20 protein-coding genes are annotated in these 15,287 nt (G+C 66.8%); 5 read left to right on the plus strand and 15 right to left on the minus strand.

All coding sequences use genetic code 11. The features are described from left to right. Nucleotides 1-76: 76 nt before the first annotated feature. A complete protein-coding gene (locus ACVK00_RS08115) occupies nt 77-1,402 on the plus strand; it encodes a leucine-rich repeat-containing protein kinase family protein (RefSeq protein ID WP_284895529.1) in 1,326 nt (441 codons plus the stop codon). Nucleotides 1,403-1,442: 40 nt separating this feature from the next. Here the strand turns inward: ACVK00_RS08115 and ACVK00_RS08120 are convergent, their stop codons facing one another. From ACVK00_RS08120 to ACVK00_RS08155, 8 genes are all read right to left on the minus strand, one after another. Beyond that, nucleotides 1,443-2,072 carry a LysE family translocator gene (locus ACVK00_RS08120; RefSeq protein WP_228908240.1) on the minus strand — a complete coding sequence of 210 codons (630 nt, stop codon included), beginning with the start codon at nt 2,070-2,072 and terminating at the stop codon, nt 1,443-1,445. Nucleotides 2,073-2,164: 92 nt separating this feature from the next. Next, a complete protein-coding gene (locus tag ACVK00_RS08125) occupies nt 2,165-2,341 on the minus strand; it encodes a hypothetical protein (protein WP_228908239.1) in 177 nt (58 codons plus the stop codon). A 32-nt stretch (nt 2,342-2,373) separates the two neighbouring features. After that, entirely contained in the window at nt 2,374-2,820 is a 447-nt protein-coding gene (locus tag ACVK00_RS08130; protein ID WP_228908238.1) for a copper chaperone PCu(A)C, read from the minus strand. A 52-nt stretch (nt 2,821-2,872) separates the two neighbouring features. Next, nucleotides 2,873-3,238 (minus strand): copper homeostasis periplasmic binding protein CopC, encoded by a 366-nt coding sequence (copC, locus tag ACVK00_RS08135; protein ID WP_284895527.1) that lies wholly within the window; start codon nt 3,236-3,238, stop codon nt 2,873-2,875. A 224-nt stretch (nt 3,239-3,462) separates the two neighbouring features. Beyond that, complete coding sequence (locus ACVK00_RS08140) at nt 3,463-3,840, minus strand: DUF2946 domain-containing protein (RefSeq protein WP_166721779.1); 378 nt, start codon at nt 3,838-3,840, stop codon at nt 3,463-3,465. 92 nt (nt 3,841-3,932) lie between these two features. Next, nucleotides 3,933-4,427: an SRPBCC family protein gene (locus ACVK00_RS08145; RefSeq protein WP_284895526.1), complete on the minus strand. Its 495-nt coding sequence runs from the start codon at nt 4,425-4,427 to the stop codon at nt 3,933-3,935. A gap of 56 nt (nt 4,428-4,483) precedes the next feature. Next, on the minus strand, nt 4,484-4,786 hold the full coding sequence (locus ACVK00_RS08150; RefSeq protein WP_011659384.1) for a 2Fe-2S iron-sulfur cluster-binding protein: 303 nt from the start codon (nt 4,784-4,786) through the stop codon (nt 4,484-4,486). A 76-nt stretch (nt 4,787-4,862) separates the two neighbouring features. Next, nucleotides 4,863-6,752, minus strand: coding sequence for a sigma-54-dependent Fis family transcriptional regulator (locus ACVK00_RS08155; RefSeq protein ID WP_284895524.1), 1,890 nt, complete (start codon nt 6,750-6,752; stop codon nt 4,863-4,865). Between the two features lie 329 nt (nt 6,753-7,081). Here ACVK00_RS08155 and ACVK00_RS08160 point away from each other — a divergent pair, with 329 nt between their 5' ends. Next, the gene (locus ACVK00_RS08160; protein ID WP_041491684.1) at nt 7,082-7,273 is read left to right on the plus strand and encodes a DUF2964 family protein; all 192 of its coding nucleotides are present in this window, start codon (nt 7,082-7,084) and stop codon (nt 7,271-7,273) included. Between the two features lie 245 nt (nt 7,274-7,518). Further along, nucleotides 7,519-7,806, plus strand: coding sequence for a DUF1488 family protein (locus ACVK00_RS08165; RefSeq protein ID WP_011659381.1), 288 nt, complete (start codon nt 7,519-7,521; stop codon nt 7,804-7,806). 153 nt (nt 7,807-7,959) lie between these two features. Here the strand turns inward: ACVK00_RS08165 and ACVK00_RS08170 are convergent, their stop codons facing one another. The 3 genes from ACVK00_RS08170 to ACVK00_RS08180 all read right to left on the minus strand — a co-directional run bounded on the left by ACVK00_RS08170 (nt 7,960) and on the right by ACVK00_RS08180 (nt 9,702). Continuing rightward, nucleotides 7,960-8,823, minus strand: a complete 864-nt coding sequence (locus ACVK00_RS08170) for an MBL fold metallo-hydrolase (RefSeq protein WP_284895523.1) — start codon at nt 8,821-8,823, stop codon at nt 7,960-7,962. Between the two features lie 113 nt (nt 8,824-8,936). After that, a complete protein-coding gene (locus tag ACVK00_RS08175; protein WP_435521270.1) occupies nt 8,937-9,158 on the minus strand; it encodes a hypothetical protein in 222 nt (73 codons plus the stop codon). Between the two features lie 13 nt (nt 9,159-9,171). Further along, entirely contained in the window at nt 9,172-9,702 is a 531-nt protein-coding gene (locus ACVK00_RS08180) for a sugar ABC transporter (RefSeq protein WP_284895521.1), read from the minus strand. A gap of 200 nt (nt 9,703-9,902) precedes the next feature. Between ACVK00_RS08180 and ACVK00_RS08185 the strand changes: the two genes are divergently transcribed. Next, complete coding sequence (locus ACVK00_RS08185) at nt 9,903-10,754, plus strand: LysR substrate-binding domain-containing protein (RefSeq protein WP_284895861.1); 852 nt, start codon at nt 9,903-9,905, stop codon at nt 10,752-10,754. A gap of 72 nt (nt 10,755-10,826) precedes the next feature. On the opposite strand, the gene ACVK00_RS08190 is transcribed toward ACVK00_RS08185, so the two are convergent. Further along, nucleotides 10,827-12,128: an NCS2 family permease gene (locus ACVK00_RS08190; RefSeq protein ID WP_006757699.1), complete on the minus strand. Its 1,302-nt coding sequence runs from the start codon at nt 12,126-12,128 to the stop codon at nt 10,827-10,829. 754 nt (nt 12,129-12,882) lie between these two features. Between ACVK00_RS08190 and ACVK00_RS08195 the strand changes: the two genes are divergently transcribed. After that, nucleotides 12,883-13,161 carry a hypothetical protein gene (locus ACVK00_RS08195; protein ID WP_166721774.1) on the plus strand — a complete coding sequence of 93 codons (279 nt, stop codon included), beginning with the start codon at nt 12,883-12,885 and terminating at the stop codon, nt 13,159-13,161. A 178-nt stretch (nt 13,162-13,339) separates the two neighbouring features. Here the strand turns inward: ACVK00_RS08195 and ACVK00_RS08200 are convergent, their stop codons facing one another. From ACVK00_RS08200 to ACVK00_RS08210, 3 genes are all read right to left on the minus strand, one after another. Then, nucleotides 13,340-13,714, minus strand: coding sequence for a DUF2917 domain-containing protein (locus ACVK00_RS08200; protein WP_284895519.1), 375 nt, complete (start codon nt 13,712-13,714; stop codon nt 13,340-13,342). A 252-nt stretch (nt 13,715-13,966) separates the two neighbouring features. Then, nucleotides 13,967-14,254 carry a hypothetical protein gene (locus tag ACVK00_RS08205; RefSeq protein ID WP_006757696.1) on the minus strand — a complete coding sequence of 96 codons (288 nt, stop codon included), beginning with the start codon at nt 14,252-14,254 and terminating at the stop codon, nt 13,967-13,969. Nucleotides 14,255-14,356: 102 nt separating this feature from the next. After that, nucleotides 14,357-15,262, minus strand: a complete 906-nt coding sequence (locus ACVK00_RS08210; protein WP_284895517.1) for a metal-dependent hydrolase — start codon at nt 15,260-15,262, stop codon at nt 14,357-14,359. Between the last annotated feature and the right edge of the window lie 25 nt (nt 15,263-15,287).

The raw sequence follows: 15,287 nt of genomic DNA on the forward strand, positions 1-15,287 counted from the left end.
GGAGGCGAAAGCGATCCCGGTAAAATTCGTCGGATCGATCCGACGATCATCGCAACCGCAACCCGTTTTTCTCCCCGTGACGACGACCCTCGAACAACTGCAGACCGGCCAGCTGGCGGGCGCCCGGCAACTCAAGCTCGCGTGCGGGCTGACCGAATTTCCGCGCGAGATCTTCGATCTGGCGGACACGCTCGAAGTGCTCGACCTGTCCGGCAATGCGCTGTCCGCGCTGCCGGACGACCTGTCGCGGCTGCGTCGCCTGCGCATCCTGTTCGCGTCCGGCAACGACTTCACCGAATTCCCCGCAGTCCTCGGCACGTGTGCGCAGCTCGACATGATCGGCTTCAAGGCGAACCGGATCCGCACGGTGCCGCGCGGTTCGCTGCCGCGCGCGCTGCGCTGGCTGATCCTGACCGACAACGAAATCGACGCACTGCCCGCCGAGATCGGCGATTGTTCGCGCTTGCAGAAGCTGATGCTCGCGGGCAACCGGCTGCGTGCGTTGCCCGCCGAAATGGCCGCCTGCCATGCGCTCGAACTGGTCCGGCTGTCGGCGAACCGGCTCGACGCGCTGCCGGAGTGGCTGCTGCGTCTGCCGCGCCTCGCATGGCTCGCGTCCGCGGGCAACCCGTTCGGTGCCGCGCCGGAGGCCGCCGCGTCGGCGGAGCCGGGCGTCGCGGACATCGACTGGACGTCGCTCACCTTCGACCAGAAGCTCGGCGAAGGCGCATCGGGCGTCATCTACCGCGCGCAGTGGCGCGCGGACGGCCACGCGCCGCGAGCGGTCGCGGTCAAGCTGTTCAAGGGCGCGGTGACGAGCGACGGCCTGCCCGACTGCGAAATGGCCGCCTGCCTGCACGCCGGGCGCCACCCGAACATGATTCCGGTGATCGGCAAGGTACGCGGTCATCCGGACGGCACGCACGGGCTCGTGATGGAACTGGTCGATCCGGCGCTGACGAACCTCGCCGGGCCGCCGAGCTTCGCGTCCTGTACGCGTGACGTGTATGCGGCCGACGCGCGATTCGAGCCGGCCGCGGCAGCGCGGATCGCGCTCGGCATCGCGTCGGTCGCGGCGCATCTGCACGCGCGCGGCATCATGCACGGCGACCTGTACGCGCACAACATCCTGCACGACGGCGAGGGCGGTGCGCTGCTCGGCGATTTCGGCGCGGCGTCGGTCTACGACGTGAACGACCGCGTGCGCGCAGCGCGGCTCGAACGGCTGGAAGTCAGGGCGTTCGGTTATCTGCTCGGCGAGTTGCTGGCGCGCTGCGAGCCGCGTGCATGGGAAGGTTCGCACGCACTCGACGCGCTGGCGGCCGCCTGTCTGAACGAGGATATCGACGCGCGGCCTTCGTTCGACGAGGTGTCGGCCGTATTGGCGGCGTCGACGGCCTGACGGTGTTGCGTCGCGGCGCAGCCCGTCGCCGTGCGGATCGTCATGCCTGCCGCGCGATCAGCAGTCTGATCCCGAGCCCGACGAACAGCAATCCGCTGGCGCGCTTGGCCGCGCGCACCCACGGGCCGACGCCGAAGCCGCGATGAAGCCGGCGCACGCCGAACGAATAGACGCTGTGAACGACGACGACGGTCGAGGCGATCGTCGCGTACATCACGACGAACTGCAGCGCGAGCGGGCGATCGTGCGCGATGAACTGCGGCATGAACGCGGACAGGAAGATCATCGTCTTCGGATTGCTGCCCGATACGAACAGCGCTTCACGGAACAGCTGCCTGCGGTCGGGTTCCGCGATTGTCGCGTCGCCGTCCGGCGAACGTCGGCTGCGGTCGCCGCGCAGTTGCCGGATGCCCAGAAAGATCAGATACGCAGCGCCGACGACCTTCATCGCGATGAACAGCGGCGGCATCGCAGCGAGCACCGCGCCGACGCCGAGTGCGACGAGCATGACCACCACGCCTTGCGCGACGAGGTTGCCCGCGATCGTCGCGGCGGTGCCCTGCGTGCCGTAGCGCACGGTGTTGCGGATCACGAGCAACACGTTGGGCCCGGGCGACAGCGTGGTGGCGAGATAGGCTGCGGCAAACAGCATCCAGGTTTGAATGGACATGCGTCGCTCCGAAAGGCGGTTCCGGCGGTCGGTATCGGGAAATGATGCCACGCCAAAATCGTGCGGACATCCGCCGGAACCGTCGTGGCGTGTCAGTTCCCGTCGCGCATGCAGTATGCGGCGATCGACGACGGCGTATCGATCGCGGCCGGCCGCGTCATCCACGCGATCCACGCCGCCCATAACCCGCAGACGATCAATACGGCGATATTCAACGGCGTCCGGTAGCGGACGATCAGGTCAGCCAGCCGCAGGCGTTCTTTGCTCATGTGCATCTCCCTCGGTCGTTGCGTATCCGGCGTTACTGGCCGGCGTAGGACGGCGCCTTCGCGTCGCAGGTCACGGACACCGTCGAGCCGTCGGCGAAATGCAGCCGGAACGGCACCTTCGCACCGGGCGCGACCGGCTGGCGCGGTTCCTCCAGCATCACGTGATAGCTCTTCGGCTTGAATGTGACCGTGCCGTGCGCGGGCACGTCGACCGCGTCGACGTGAACCATCTTCGCGGTACTGCCGGCCGTCTGCGTTTCGTGGATCATCGCCATCCCGAACGCGGGCGTATCGATGCTCGTGAGTGTGGCGGGCTTGTCGCCATCGTTCTTCAGCGTGAAGTAGCCGGACGACGGCACCGTTGCCGGCATCGTGCGGATCCAGCACGCATCGGCCTGTACGGTCGACGCGGCGAACGTGGCGGGTGCCTGGAGCGCGAGCAGTGCAAGCAGCAGGCTGGTCGGAATCGAGCGTTTCATCGAGTGTGTTCCTGATCGGATAGGGAAGCGTGCCGCGTGGGTCGCGTATGCGTTACTTCAGCGTGAACGTATAGCGGCCCTGCGTGCGATGGCCGTCGCTCGCCACCGCGATCCACGCAACCGTGTACGTGCCGGCCGCGAGGTGGGTCAGCGCAACATGCATCCGCTTCCGGTTGCCTGCGTCGACCGCGGATTTCCCGTCGGCGACCGACTGGCCGTGGCTGTCGGTGACCGCGATCGAACTGAATGCGGGCTCGAGCGTTTCGCTGAAGTCGATCGTGACCGCGTGTGGCGCGCTCGACAACGTGGCGTCGGCGGCCGGCTCGAGGGTTTTCGGGTGCGCGTGCGCATGAGCGGCCTGTGCGACGACGAAGCCGAGTGCGACGAGTGCGCCGCGCAGGAAAGTAGTGGTTTTCATGACGGGATGATCCGGTTGGAAATGACAAGGAGAACGATGCATTCGACGTGCGGCCGCGTGTTCGCGCACGCGTGACCGCGGGAAGCGGGCGAGCGCATGCACGGCGCGACGCCGCGAGCAATAGGGTCGAACATGAGCGTCCTTCGAAACGTGGCACGGCATGCACGCGCAGCGCGCGTGCGGACGGCGCGATGCGCTACGGCATCACGCGCAGTGACGACGAATCAGGACGCGAACGGCGGGGCGCGCGGTTGCGCGGCCGTGAGCGGCAGCGCGCGGCGCAGGCTTTCGAAGCGGGTGGCTGCGCGATGCTGGAGGAGGTGAACGTGGGCCGCGAACGTGAGTTCCGGTGCGGGCAGGGCAGGCGTATGGGCAAGCAGGTTGCAGTAGCCGCAAGCCTGCAGATGGGCCTGCAGGCTCTTCGACGACGCATCGCCGGCGTGGTCGCCGCCAGCCGGGCCGGCCGTGCAGTAACCGGCAAGCAGCGCGTCGACGCGGTCGTGTGTGGTCAGCGCCTGCGAGATCGTCGGCGCGAGCGCGGTCATCAGGATGGCGAGCATCCCGATCAGACTGACGATCTTCCGGAGTCGACGACTCAGCATGCGATGCGCGGCGGCGTAGGGGCGACGATGGAGCGGATTATGCCACGCACGTCGATGCGCATGTCGGCTGGGGCATGCGGCGTTGTGGCGCGCTAGGCGTGCTTCGCCAGATATTTCGTGATCAGCATCATCTGTGCGGCCCAGCCCTGGTCGTTCATCTCGCGCGCCTTCGCACGGCGCGCTTCGATCAGTTGATCGAAACCCGTTTCGGTGACCGTCAGCAGCGTGCCGCCGTTGGTTTCCGCGAGCGTGAAGGTGACGAGCGTCATCGGCTCGGACGCATAGTCGAAGTGCGGATCGATCGCGAACGGATGCCAGCGAAAGGAGAACAGTTGCTTCGGCTCGACGCGATCGACGACGATTTCGAATACAGTGCCCGCATACGGCTCCTGGGCCTTGGCGACGTCGTCGTCGACGCGCGTCGGCGTGATGCGGCCGAACATCGACTGGCCGGCGACGAACGGTCCGTCGAACGTCACGCCGAACCAGGTGCCGAATTCCCCGGCATTGCTGACGGCTTCCCAGACGCGCGCCAGCGGCGCGGCGAGCAAGGCTTGTTTCTCGATGCGATCGGTTGGCTGGGTCATCACGCTCTCCGGGCAGGCATCATCGTTGCACGATGGCGCGCGGCCGCGCGCCGCATTCAGTCGATCATCTCCGCGTCGGGCACGTCGAGCACGACATCGGAGGTCGCGACAGCCACGCACGGCAGCGTATAGCCGTCGGCCTTTTCCTCGCGGCTCAGCCCCGGCCATTCGATCGTGTAGCGTACGCTGCCGCTGACGATCCTGCACAGGCAGCTTCGACACGTGCCGTTGCGGCACGAGCGCGGCAGCCTGACGTGCGCGAACGCGGCGGCCTCGAGCAGCGTCAGCGAATCGGGGGCGTCGAACGTCGCGCCGAGCGGCTCGATGCGCACGAGAGGCGGGTGGTCGGGATCGGTCATGGGTCGAAGCGGGCGGCGCGGCGGCGGCAAGGCAAGCGCCAAGCATACCCGAAGCCGCCTGCGGCCGGCCCCGACGTCAATGTCGCCGCAGGTAGCGGTACACGGTATTGCGCGCGAGCCCGAGCTCGCGCGCGGCGGCCGATACGTTGCCGCCATGCCGCGCGAGCACCGCGTCGATTACCGCGGCCTGGTGGCTCTGCAGCGTCGTCGTTTCGCGCGTGTCGGCCGGTGCGGCTTCCGCGGCGGGCGAGTCGTCGCAGTCGAGCCAGAAATCGTCGGGCAGATGTGCGAGCGTGATTTCGGGTTCGTCTTCGGCGAGCATGCCGGCCGTACGCAGCACGTTGGTCATTTGCCGCAGGTTGCCGGGCCAGCGGTGCCGCATGAACGCATCGAGCACGTCGGCCGCGAGGCGGCCCGGCATCGGTTCGCTGCGCGCGAGCCGCGCAAGGATCCGCTCGACCAGCGCGGGCAGGTCGGTGCGTGCGGCGAGCGCCGGCAGCGTGACCGCGAGTCCGTTGATCCGGTAGAACAGGTCTTCGCGGAAGGTGCCTTCCGCGATCATCGCGCGCAAGTCGCGATGGGTCGCGCAGACCACGCGCACGTCGACCGGCACCGCGCGTGCGCCGCCGAGCGGCATCACCGCGCGCTCCTGCAGCACGCGCATCAGCCTGACCTGCTGCGCGAGCGGCATGTCGCCGATTTCGTCGAGAAACAGCGTGCCGCCGTCGGCCTGCGCGATCTTGCCGGGGCTGCCGCGCTTGCGCGCGCCGGTGAACGCGCCGTCCTCATAGCCGAACAGTTCGGCCTCGATCAGCGAATCCGGCAGCGCCGCGCAGTTGACCGCGACGAACGGGCCGTCCGCGCGCGGCGACGCCTGGTGCAGCGCACGCGCGAGCCATTCCTTGCCGGTGCCGGTCTGGCCGAGGATCAGCAGCGGCAGGTCGCGTCCGCGGATCTTCGCGACGCGTTCGAGCACGGCGGCCATCCGCGCATCGCCGGTGTCGAGCGTCGCGAACGTGATTGCGTCGGGGTCCGGCGCGCGCAAGCGCACGGCGGGGGCGGGCGGCGAGACGGCGATGGCCGTCTTGTGCGCTTCCGCGAATTCGCAGCGCGCGAGCACGCGCACGCCGGTCGACAGCGTGAGGCGGAACGGTGCGCCGGGGGCGCGGGCCGCCTGCTGCGCGAGCTGGCCGAAGTGCATGCCGAACAGTGCGTCGCAGCCGTGATGCTGCAAGGCATCGAACGTTGCGCCGAGCTGAAATTGCGCGCTCCGATTCGCGGCGATCAGCCCGCCGTCGGGGCCGAACGCGACGAGCCCGGCGAACAGGGAGTCGACGCAATCCTCGTGGGCGTGGAAGCGCAGCCGCAGCGCTTCCGCGCACTGGTTCGCGAACAGGTGGTTCTCGATCAGCTGCGCGGACATCCGCACGAGCGCGAGCGTATGGGGGCTGAAGCCGCGCGGGTCGCCGCTCACGTCGAGCGTGCCGAGCGTGCGGCCGAACGGGTCGATGATCGGCGCGCACGAGCAGGTGAGGATATGGTTCGCGCGCAGGAAGTGTTCGGACCCGTGCACGGCGAGCGCCTGGCCCGACGCGAGCGCGGTGCCGATCGCGTTGGTGCCGCGTGCGCCTTCGGCCCACGACACGCCGGTGCACAGCGCGACGCGGTTGGCTTTCTCGATGAAGTCCGCGTCGCCGATGCTGTGCAGGATCACGCCGTCGGCATCGGTGAGCAGCACGAGGCTTTGCGTGTCGGCGATCTGCGCGTGGAGGTTCTCCATCACGGGGCGCGCGTGCGCGAACAGGGCGTGGTTCGTGTCGAGCAGTTCGCGCAGCGCGAGGCGCGACAGCGGCGAGAAATCGGGGCGCTCGTTTGCGCGCAGGCCGACCGCGGTCGAACGGGCATGCGCCTGCGCGAGCAGGTCGTTGCGGCCCGCGGTGGCGGGCAGCACGAAAGGTTGAGGCATGTCTTGTCTCCTGTCGGCCCAAGTTAGCGCTTCAGCGCTTACTTGGGCCCCATGCTTCGCGGTCGGCCCAAGTTGGCACTTCAGCGCTTGTTGGGCCTCCTGCATCACAATCGACCCACCTTGCCGCCTTGCACCGCACCAACCGTCACCGGGGCCGCCGCCATCGATATCGCCTCATCATACAAGCGCGGCGCGCGTTGTGCGACTGAGTACAAAAACCCCTTGCTTTTAAGCGCCCGCCTGCAATGATGAAAGCGGAGCACGCACGCGCCGTGTTCCGCATCGCAACATGCATGCGACGTGACATGCATCCGTTCGGGAGACGCATCATGGTTCGGACGGAACTGAGAGTCGTGCTGGCGGCCATCGCCACCTTCATCATGCTGGGCGGCATCGCCGTGGCGATCCACGGTTTGCTGTTCGACTTGGCCGACGCGGTGCAATACGGGGCCGCCGCCATTGCGGTGGGCGCCACGACCGCCGCGATCTCGCTGAACATCTGGCCGACCGATCCGCACTGACGCCGTTCGGAAAACGGTGTCGGATGTTGCGCTGGTCAGAGGAAATGCGCGTCAGAACGACGCGCGTCGTAAATTTTGCCTCCTGCGCGAAACCGTCTAAAGTGGAATGCAACCGGCATGCATTGTCCGCGCCATACCCTCCGTGGATCGTGCCTCCGCCGGCGAGCCCGCGTACATTTTTCGTCCGGCCGGTAGCGGACGACGGACGCGGTCATTTGCTTTCTACCGGCCGATAGGCGGCTCCCATGCAAATTCATTTCACGAATGAGAAACCCGAATATTCGGGGCGCGACCTGATGCTTGGATTCACGGCGTTGGTCAATGGCGAGCGCGTCCAATGTCAGATCACCGCCGAGGCGCTGGAGGATCATTTCGGTGCGGCGTCGCCGCGCTTCGAGGACATGGTCGGTGCGTACGATCAGCACCGCGAGCGGATCGAGGCGGCCGCGCGGCGGCTGCTGTCCGAAACGCGCGCGCAATGCCTGACCCTGCGCAGCGGCTACGTACGCTTCTACGAGGCGAACTGGCGCTGAACCGGACGACCGGGCAGCGACGGAGCGGGCGCCGAATACCGGCGCCCGTGTCGTATCGGCGCGTGCTGGTCCGGTGCCCCGCTTGGCCCGGGATGATGCGCGGCACGATTCGAACATCGTGCGGCGCGATGGCGTGCCTGCGTTCCGTTTCCGTCAATCCGCCCCGATGAGCGCATACGCGCCGTCGGTTGCGCCATTCGCGCGCGCGATGCGTGCGAAGCCCGTGTCGGCGAGGTGCATGCCCGCAATCAACACGTTGTCCGAAGCGACTTCGGCGAGCGTGGCCGAGCGCGTCGCGGATGCCTGCGACGGGTCCTGGTCGAACGCGATCGACACGTCGGGGCGGGCGACCTGGATCGGCGCGAAATGCACGAGATCGCCCCAGATCAGCAGGCGCTCGCCGTGCGATTCAACGCGATAGCCGGTGTGGCCCGGCGTGTGCCCCGGTAGCGGCACGGCGACGATGCCGGGCAGTACGTCGCCTGCCTCGATGGTACGAAGTTGCGCCTGGTAAGCGTCGAAGGTCCGCCGTGCGATCTGGAAATTGACGCGTGCGCGTTCACTTGCCCGCTCGTACGCGTTGTCGTCCAGCCAGAACGCGCGTTCCCGTTCATGAACGAGCACCGCCGCTTGCGCAAAGGCCGGCTGTCCGTCCGCGTCGAGCAGACCGCCGATGTGGTCGGGATGCGCGTGCGTCAGCAGGATCGTGTCGATGTCGCGTGCATCGATACCGGCGTGCGCCAGCGACGCACGCAAACGGCCGCCCCAGTTCCGGATGCCGCCGGCACCGGTATCGACGAGCACGGTGCGGCCGTTTCCGCGTATCACGTAGCAGTTGATGTTGACGTCCGACGGCGCGTGTACGCCGGCGCGATGCATGATGCCGGTCGCATCGTCCACGTCGATGTTCGACAGCAGGTCGAGGCCGGCCGTCAGCGTGCCGTCGCTGATCGCGGTGACCGAGAAATCGCCGACCTGACGACGCGGAAACGGAGGGCGGGGAATGGGTGTGCTCATGGGTCAATGTCGCGCGTGAAGGTGGGCGGTGTCGTAGCCGAAGCAGCGGATGCGTGCGACGCATCCGGTGTGGCGGAGAATCTCGCGATCCAGTTCGGTCATGAACCGATCCATCAATTCAGTGGTGCGAAACGATGCGATGCGATGCGAAAGCGAATCTCTGCGCTGACCGGATGTCCGCGGCCGTGCCGGATCGGCACATAGGCGACGTGAATCGCGCCGGGTGCGGCTCTCAGCACGTCGGTGCAGAGCGTCTCGCAGGCCGACGACAGTGCGTCGAGCGCCGCGTACGCCGGCATGTTCACCTCGGGAATGAAAATCGTGACGTTGGGCATGGCGGGCCTCCCGTCAGTGTGCAGTTGCCGACGCCGGCGCGCTGACGAGCCGGTCGCCCATCGGCGCATAAAGCCGGATCGCGGCGCCGGCCGCGAGCCGCGCCTGATCCTGATCCAGCACGGCCAGCCAGCGAGCGGCCGGCAGGCGGTCCAGCGCGATCGCATGCAGGGCCGTGGCAGCGATTCCCGCTTGTGCGAACGGCGCAGCGTTGTCGCAAACGGCCAGCCATTGATTGCCGGAGACGGCTGGCGCCGGTGTGCAGCTGTCGTACACGTTGCGGCGCCATTCGACGATGTGCGACTGCCAGCGCGCGAAATTGCCGCCGCCGTTGTCGCGGTACTCGGCCGATGTCAGCACGTCGGCGCCGTCGATCGTGTGCAGCGCAAGGTAGTCGGGGCCGTCGCCACCGACGGCACGAAAGCGTTGCGACGTGCGAAAGCCGGGCACGGAAATCAGCGCCGGCAGTTTGACGCGGCTGTAGAAGTCGTTCCACTCGGCTTCGACTGCCGGCTCGGCGATGCTGCATTCAACGGCATAGATCATCACACCTCCACGGGTAGCAAGCGGCCTTCGGGGTGGGGCACCGCTCGACTGGTTGAGTTTTTGTCATGATAATTAGCCGATGAATGGGCGAAAAACGATGATTCGTCACCGTTCATTGATATTTGATCAAGCTGTGACCGACGCAGGTCGAACCGGGAGCAATCGTGACGCGACGCAGGATTCCGAGCAATTCGTCATTGATGGCATTCGAGGCCGCGGCGCGGCATGGGAGCTTCGCGCGTGCGGCCGACGAGTTGGCGCTGACCGAAGGCGCGATCAGCCGGCAGATCGGCCGGCTGGAGATGTTCCTGGGCGTGTCGCTGTTCGAGCGGGTCGGCAACCGCGTTCGGGTTGCGCCGAACGGCGCGCGCTACGCGGCGCAGGTTCGCGAAGTGCTGGATCGGCTCGAGCGCGACAGCCAGTACATGATGGGGCAGCCCGGCGACGGCGGCAGCGTGGATATCGCCGTGACGCCGACGTTTGCGACGCGCTGGCTGATTCCACGGCTCAAGGATTTCCAGACGCGGCATCCGAACATCACCGTGCATTTCGCCGATCGCGCCGAGCCGTTCGTGCTGGCCGGCAGCGGATTCGACGCGGCGATTCATTTCGAGCATCCGGCATGGGCCGGCATGCATACGTACCGGTTGTGCGAGGAGGTGCTGGTGCCGGTCTGCCATCCGTCGCTGCTCGCGGGCGGGGATCCGGATGCGTTGCTGGGCACGCTGCCGCGCCTGCACAAGCGCCAGACGCCGGATGCATGGTCGGCGTACGTGCAGGAGACGGGGTTGCCGGTGAACAATCCGGCCGCCGGCGCGCGCTACGATCTGTATTCGATGCTGATCGCGGCGGCCTTGGCCGGGCTCGGCGTCGCGCTGGTGCCACGGCTCTATGTCGACGCCGAGATCGCGCAAGGATCGCTCGCGGCGCCCTGGCCCGACGGTCGAGGCGTGGTGAAGCGCTTCTGTCTCGTGTTGCCCGAAGCGCTGGAACTGGGCGACGGTCCGCTGCAGACCTTCGCGCACTGGGTACTGCGGCAGGCGGACGCGTGATGCGCGTACCCCAACAAAAACGCCACCCGAAGGTGGCGTAGTTGCATCGCGCATCGCACCGATGCGCGTGTGTCACTCGCTGCCGAGATAGAAGAAGCGGAACAGGAACACGGCCGCGATGATCCACACGACCGGCTTGACCGTGCGGCCCTGGCCCGTCAGCAGCTTCAGGCCGCCATACGAGATGAAGCCGAACGCGACGCCGTTCGCGATCGAGTACGTGAACGGCATCAGCAGCGCGGTGAGCGCGGCCGGCACGGCTTCGGTCGCGTCGTCCCACGGCACGTCGACCATCTCGCGCAGCATCAGGCACGACACGTACAGCAGCGCGGGCGCGGTCGCGTAGGCCGGCACGACGCCGGCGAGCGGCGCGATGAACAGGCACGCGAGGAACAGCACCGCGACGGTGATCGCCGTCACGCCCGTGCGGCCGCCGGCCTGCACGCCCGACGCGCTTTCGATATACGCGGTGGTCGACGACGTGCCGAGCACCGAGCCCGCGACGATCGCGGTGCTGTCGGCGAGCAGCGCCTTGTTCAGGCGGTTCATCTTGCCTTCGACGAGCAGCCCCGCGCGGTTCGCGACGCCCATCAGCGTGCCGGTCGCGTCGAACAGCTCGACGAGGAAGAACACGAGGATCACGTTGATGATGCCGGTCGACAAGGCGGCGCCGATGTCGAGCTTGAACAGCGTCGCGTCGATCGACGGCGGCGCGGAGAACACGCCGTGGAACTGGTTGTCGCCGAAGAAGAACGACAGGATCGTCACGCCGATGATGCCGATCAGGATCGCACCGCGCACGCGCAGATGGTCGAGCGTGACGATCGTGAAGAAGCCGATGATCGCGAGGATCGTGTCGTGCTTGTGCAGGTCGCCGAGCGTGACGAGCGTGGCCGGGTTGCCGACGATCACGCCGGAGGTCTTCAGCGAGATGATGCCGAGGAACAGGCCGATGCCGGCGGTGATCGAGATGCGCAACGATTTCGGAATGCCGTTGACGATCGCCTCGCGCACGCGGAACAGCGTGACGAGCAGGAACAGGCAGCCGGAGATGAACACCGCGCCGAGCGCGGCCTGCCACGTGAAACCCATCCCCTTGACGACCGTGTACGCGAAATACGCGTTCAGGCCCATGCCCGGCGCGCAGGCGATCGGGTAGTTTGCGTACAGCCCCATGATGAGCGACGCCAGCGCCGCGACGAGGCAGGTCGCGACGAACACCGATTCCTTCGGCATGCCCGCGTCGCCGAGGATCGCGGGGTTGACGAAGATGATGTAGGCCATCGTCAGGAACGTGGTGACGCCCGCGAGTATTTCGGTGCGGAAATCGGTGCCGGCTTCAGCGAAGCCGAAATACCGCTTGATGGATTCCATGTAGGCGTTTCTCCGGTCGGGTTGTCGTGTTGCTTGTTGTTTGTGCCGAATTGTTGTAACGGCAGCGCGCGGCCGGCGTACTGTAACCAGCCACTATTGCCGCGCTATCGGCGGATTGTAATAGCGCGGATAGCTCGGACGATATAGTTGCGGGGCACGATCGACTGCGTTCGCGCGAACGGTCGGACAGGCCGGCCGCGCGAGGAAGGCGCGCATTTTACCGGTTTGGACGAAGCGGGCAGGCGGAAACGATGGAAACGATTCGACGGCGGGGGGCCGTGTCGGCCGATGCGGGCGCAACGGCATGAGGGACGCGCGGCGCGCGGCCGCCGCACGATGACATGCGACTGCAATGGCGCGCCCGCATGCTGGACGAACGCGGGGCCGGCGTAACGCATGCGCGAACGCGCGCGCAGGGCAGGCGCGGGGTGCGCGGCGGCCGTTCGTCGGTCCGGGCGGTGGCAGATATCGGGCTATCCTGCTCCGAAGCCGTCCCGTCCGCAACTGTCATTTCTCGATGCGGGAGCGACTGTGGTTTCTGTGTAAAAGATTGCAAGAGGTCATCGCGTAAACCGGCAAGTCTTTCTAGGATAGATACACCGCGCGCACACGCCGGTCGGTTGTTGCCGACGCGGGGGAGTCGCAGTCCGTGCAGGCCAGGCGGTGAAGTGTGGTGACGGTCGCTGCGCATTCGGGCAGGCGCGACCGATTGCGATTGCCCGATGCGGGTTCGTCCGTAATTACGGAGGTCAGCATGTTGAACTGGATCAGCCGTTGGGCGATGCGGCACGCCCCCACGCCGGAAAAAACCGCTGCGTCGATGCTCGTGACGGCGCGCATGGAACTGTTCTCAGCCGAACAGCGCGTCATCGATGCGAAATTACAAGCGGATTACTGGCGTACACGCGTGTCATTTCTCGAGGAGGTGCAAAAACAAGGCATCGACCCGTGGGTGACCTCGCATGCCGCGCAACGCCCCGATCTTGATTCCACTCCCCGTAGCACGGGCCCGCGTCTCGCCGCCAGCACCTGAACCTGATGCATACGATGCAGGTGAGGGTTGCGCACGGTGCGCGATCGCGCGCGGCACGCATGGGCGTGCCGCGTCATTCGATGCGCACCGGCGACGCATTGCGCCGCCGGTGCGTCCGTTTCCGGATGCGGTGATTCGGCGCGCTCCGGTGCCTCGTTGCGCGCATGAGCGCGCATCGTCAATCCCTTCTTCTCCATCGTCCGACGAGCAAACGTTGCACTTGCGCGAGCGTGCGTCTGAGCCGTTCGCCGCGCCGCACGTACGCCGTCGTGATCGACGCTTCGGCTGCCCGGTCGTCATCGGTGCCGAGCCAGATGCGATCGCCGCGCGCGATGCGCAGCACGTCGCCGGGTTGCACCCAGTAATCGTCGACGCTCGGCGGCCGCGTGATCCACAGCGGCGCGCCGTGCGCACGAATTTCCGCATCGCTCGGCGCGCGCCAGGTCAGGGTCGTGCGCGGCGCAACCGCGAAGCGGATCACGACGGTCGGTAACGTGATCGCGCCGATGCGGCGCGTATCGGGACGGTCGAACAACGGGCTTGCCTGGTCCATCGTCTGCTCCATTTCGTTGAGCCGGACGGATGACGCGCACCAGAACAAAAAGGCCTCATCCGTTTCCGGTGAGGCCTTGTGTGACATGCGGTACTGCTCGGATGCTAACGCACAAGCGCCTCCCGTGATCCATTCTTTCGAATGTTCACCGGGCAATGATTCGCGATGGCGATGAGCTTGAACGTAGGCATGCGAACGAGTTTGTCGATGTCGTCCTGCGTTGTCAACGACTATTTTCGAGCGGCGTGGCGATCACGCGTCGCGCTGGGCGAGGCCGTTCACGAGCAGTTCGGACAGCAGGCCCGTCATCCCGTCCGGGTGCGTGGCGGCGCGCGCCTTCAGCTGTTCGACGAGATCGGCGTTGAGCTTGCACGCGAACGGCACGAGGCCCTGTTCCTGGTCGAGCTTGCGCTGCGCGCGGCGATCGAGCTTCGGCGCTTCCTCGGCGCCCTTGCCGAAGCGCGCGGCGTTCGACTGCTTCATCGCTTGCGTCAGCTTGAGCGCCTTGTTCTTTTCTAGATCGGTTTTCTTCATGGCCATCGCGGCACCTCCGGGAAATGAAGCCGCGATTGTACGCACTTCGGCGGGCGCCGCCCGCCGAGGCCGTTACAAAGCCGCAGCCGACCTCGCTCGGGCAGCCGTTCACGCGCCCTTCGTCGTGCCCCAGTTGCCGCCGTGCGCGGCTGCCTGCGCGGCGGGCGAGCGGGCCAGATACGCGAGCGCCTGCGCGGTCGAGCCTTCATGGTGCGGCGTATAGCCCGGCTTGAAATAGCGTAGCGCCGCGCCGATCACTTTCCAGAACGACGGCAGGTGGCCGCGTCGCGAACCCTTCCACCACGAGAGCACGAAACCCGGATAGCGGCCGGCGGCCGGGTCGCGCCGGTACATGAACCTTGCGCCGCTCGTGATGAAGTAGAGCAGCAGCACGATCACGAACGCCATGTGCACGCAGCGCTCCGGGTAGTTGCCGCCCACGTGGTTGTAAATGTCGAACGCGACGGTCCGGTGCTCGACTTCCTCCGCGCCGTGCCAGCGCAGCAGGTCGACCATCGTCGGGTCGGCGCCGCCTTCATCGAGCCCGTGCGCGTTGAGCACCCAGTTGCCGAGATAGCCGAAGAAATGTTCGAGCGACGCGATCACCGCGAGTTGTTGCCGCAGCCAGAAGCGCGTGTGGCCGATCTTCAGCCCGAACGGCGCTTCGCCGAGCACGCGCGTGAACAGCCAGTTCAGCTTCTGCGTGAACGGCTTCGTGTCGATCCCGTGCCGGTCGTAGTAATGCTTGAGCACGCCGCCGTGCGAGCGCGAATGCACGGCTTCCTGGCGCAGGAAGCCTTCGGCTTCGTCGCGCAGGCGTGCATCGGTGATGTGCGGCAGCGCCTTGTTGTACACGCGGCAGAACCACAGCTCGCCTTCCGGGAACAGCAGGTTCAGCGTGTTGATGATGTGCGTGCTGCACGGGTCGTTCGGCACCCACGTGATCGGCGTGTCGCTGAAGTCGAACTTCACGTGCCGGGCCTTGATCTGGTGATAGTCGGCGGTAGCGGTCATCTGTGTCTCCGTTCCTGTGCGGTGG

The organism is Burkholderia sp. PvR073 (assembly GCF_054055695.1).

What these genes read in the sequence shown, in the direction of transcription:
- ACVK00_RS08120 (WP_228908240.1), bottom strand. Translation starts at nt 2,072, where the DNA reads ATGTCCATTCAAACCTGGATGCTGTTTGCCGCAGCCTATCTCGCCACC.
- ACVK00_RS08125 (WP_228908239.1), bottom strand. Translation starts at nt 2,341, where the DNA reads ATGAGCAAAGAACGCCTGCGGCTGGCTGACCTGATCGTCCGCTACCGG.
- ACVK00_RS08130 (WP_228908238.1), bottom strand. Translation starts at nt 2,820, where the DNA reads ATGAAACGCTCGATTCCGACCAGCCTGCTGCTTGCACTGCTCGCGCTC.
- copC (WP_284895527.1), bottom strand. Translation starts at nt 3,238, where the DNA reads ATGAAAACCACTACTTTCCTGCGCGGCGCACTCGTCGCACTCGGCTTC.
- ACVK00_RS08140 (WP_166721779.1), bottom strand. Translation starts at nt 3,840, where the DNA reads ATGCTGAGTCGTCGACTCCGGAAGATCGTCAGTCTGATCGGGATGCTC.
- ACVK00_RS08145 (WP_284895526.1), bottom strand. Translation starts at nt 4,427, where the DNA reads ATGACCCAGCCAACCGATCGCATCGAGAAACAAGCCTTGCTCGCCGCG.
- ACVK00_RS08150 (WP_011659384.1), bottom strand. Translation starts at nt 4,786, where the DNA reads ATGACCGATCCCGACCACCCGCCTCTCGTGCGCATCGAGCCGCTCGGC.
- ACVK00_RS08155 (WP_284895524.1), bottom strand. Translation starts at nt 6,752, where the DNA reads ATGCCTCAACCTTTCGTGCTGCCCGCCACCGCGGGCCGCAACGACCTG.
- ACVK00_RS08160 (WP_041491684.1), top strand. Translation starts at nt 7,082, where the DNA reads ATGGTTCGGACGGAACTGAGAGTCGTGCTGGCGGCCATCGCCACCTTC.
- ACVK00_RS08165 (WP_011659381.1), top strand. Translation starts at nt 7,519, where the DNA reads ATGCAAATTCATTTCACGAATGAGAAACCCGAATATTCGGGGCGCGAC.
- ACVK00_RS08170 (WP_284895523.1), bottom strand. Translation starts at nt 8,823, where the DNA reads ATGAGCACACCCATTCCCCGCCCTCCGTTTCCGCGTCGTCAGGTCGGC.
- ACVK00_RS08175 (WP_435521270.1), bottom strand. Translation starts at nt 9,158, where the DNA reads ATGCCCAACGTCACGATTTTCATTCCCGAGGTGAACATGCCGGCGTAC.
- ACVK00_RS08180 (WP_284895521.1), bottom strand. Translation starts at nt 9,702, where the DNA reads ATGATCTATGCCGTTGAATGCAGCATCGCCGAGCCGGCAGTCGAAGCC.
- ACVK00_RS08185 (WP_284895861.1), top strand. Translation starts at nt 9,903, where the DNA reads ATGGCATTCGAGGCCGCGGCGCGGCATGGGAGCTTCGCGCGTGCGGCC.
- ACVK00_RS08190 (WP_006757699.1), bottom strand. Translation starts at nt 12,128, where the DNA reads ATGGAATCCATCAAGCGGTATTTCGGCTTCGCTGAAGCCGGCACCGAT.
- ACVK00_RS08195 (WP_166721774.1), top strand. Translation starts at nt 12,883, where the DNA reads ATGTTGAACTGGATCAGCCGTTGGGCGATGCGGCACGCCCCCACGCCG.
- ACVK00_RS08200 (WP_284895519.1), bottom strand. Translation starts at nt 13,714, where the DNA reads ATGGACCAGGCAAGCCCGTTGTTCGACCGTCCCGATACGCGCCGCATC.
- ACVK00_RS08205 (WP_006757696.1), bottom strand. Translation starts at nt 14,254, where the DNA reads ATGGCCATGAAGAAAACCGATCTAGAAAAGAACAAGGCGCTCAAGCTG.
- ACVK00_RS08210 (WP_284895517.1), bottom strand. Translation starts at nt 15,262, where the DNA reads ATGACCGCTACCGCCGACTATCACCAGATCAAGGCCCGGCACGTGAAG.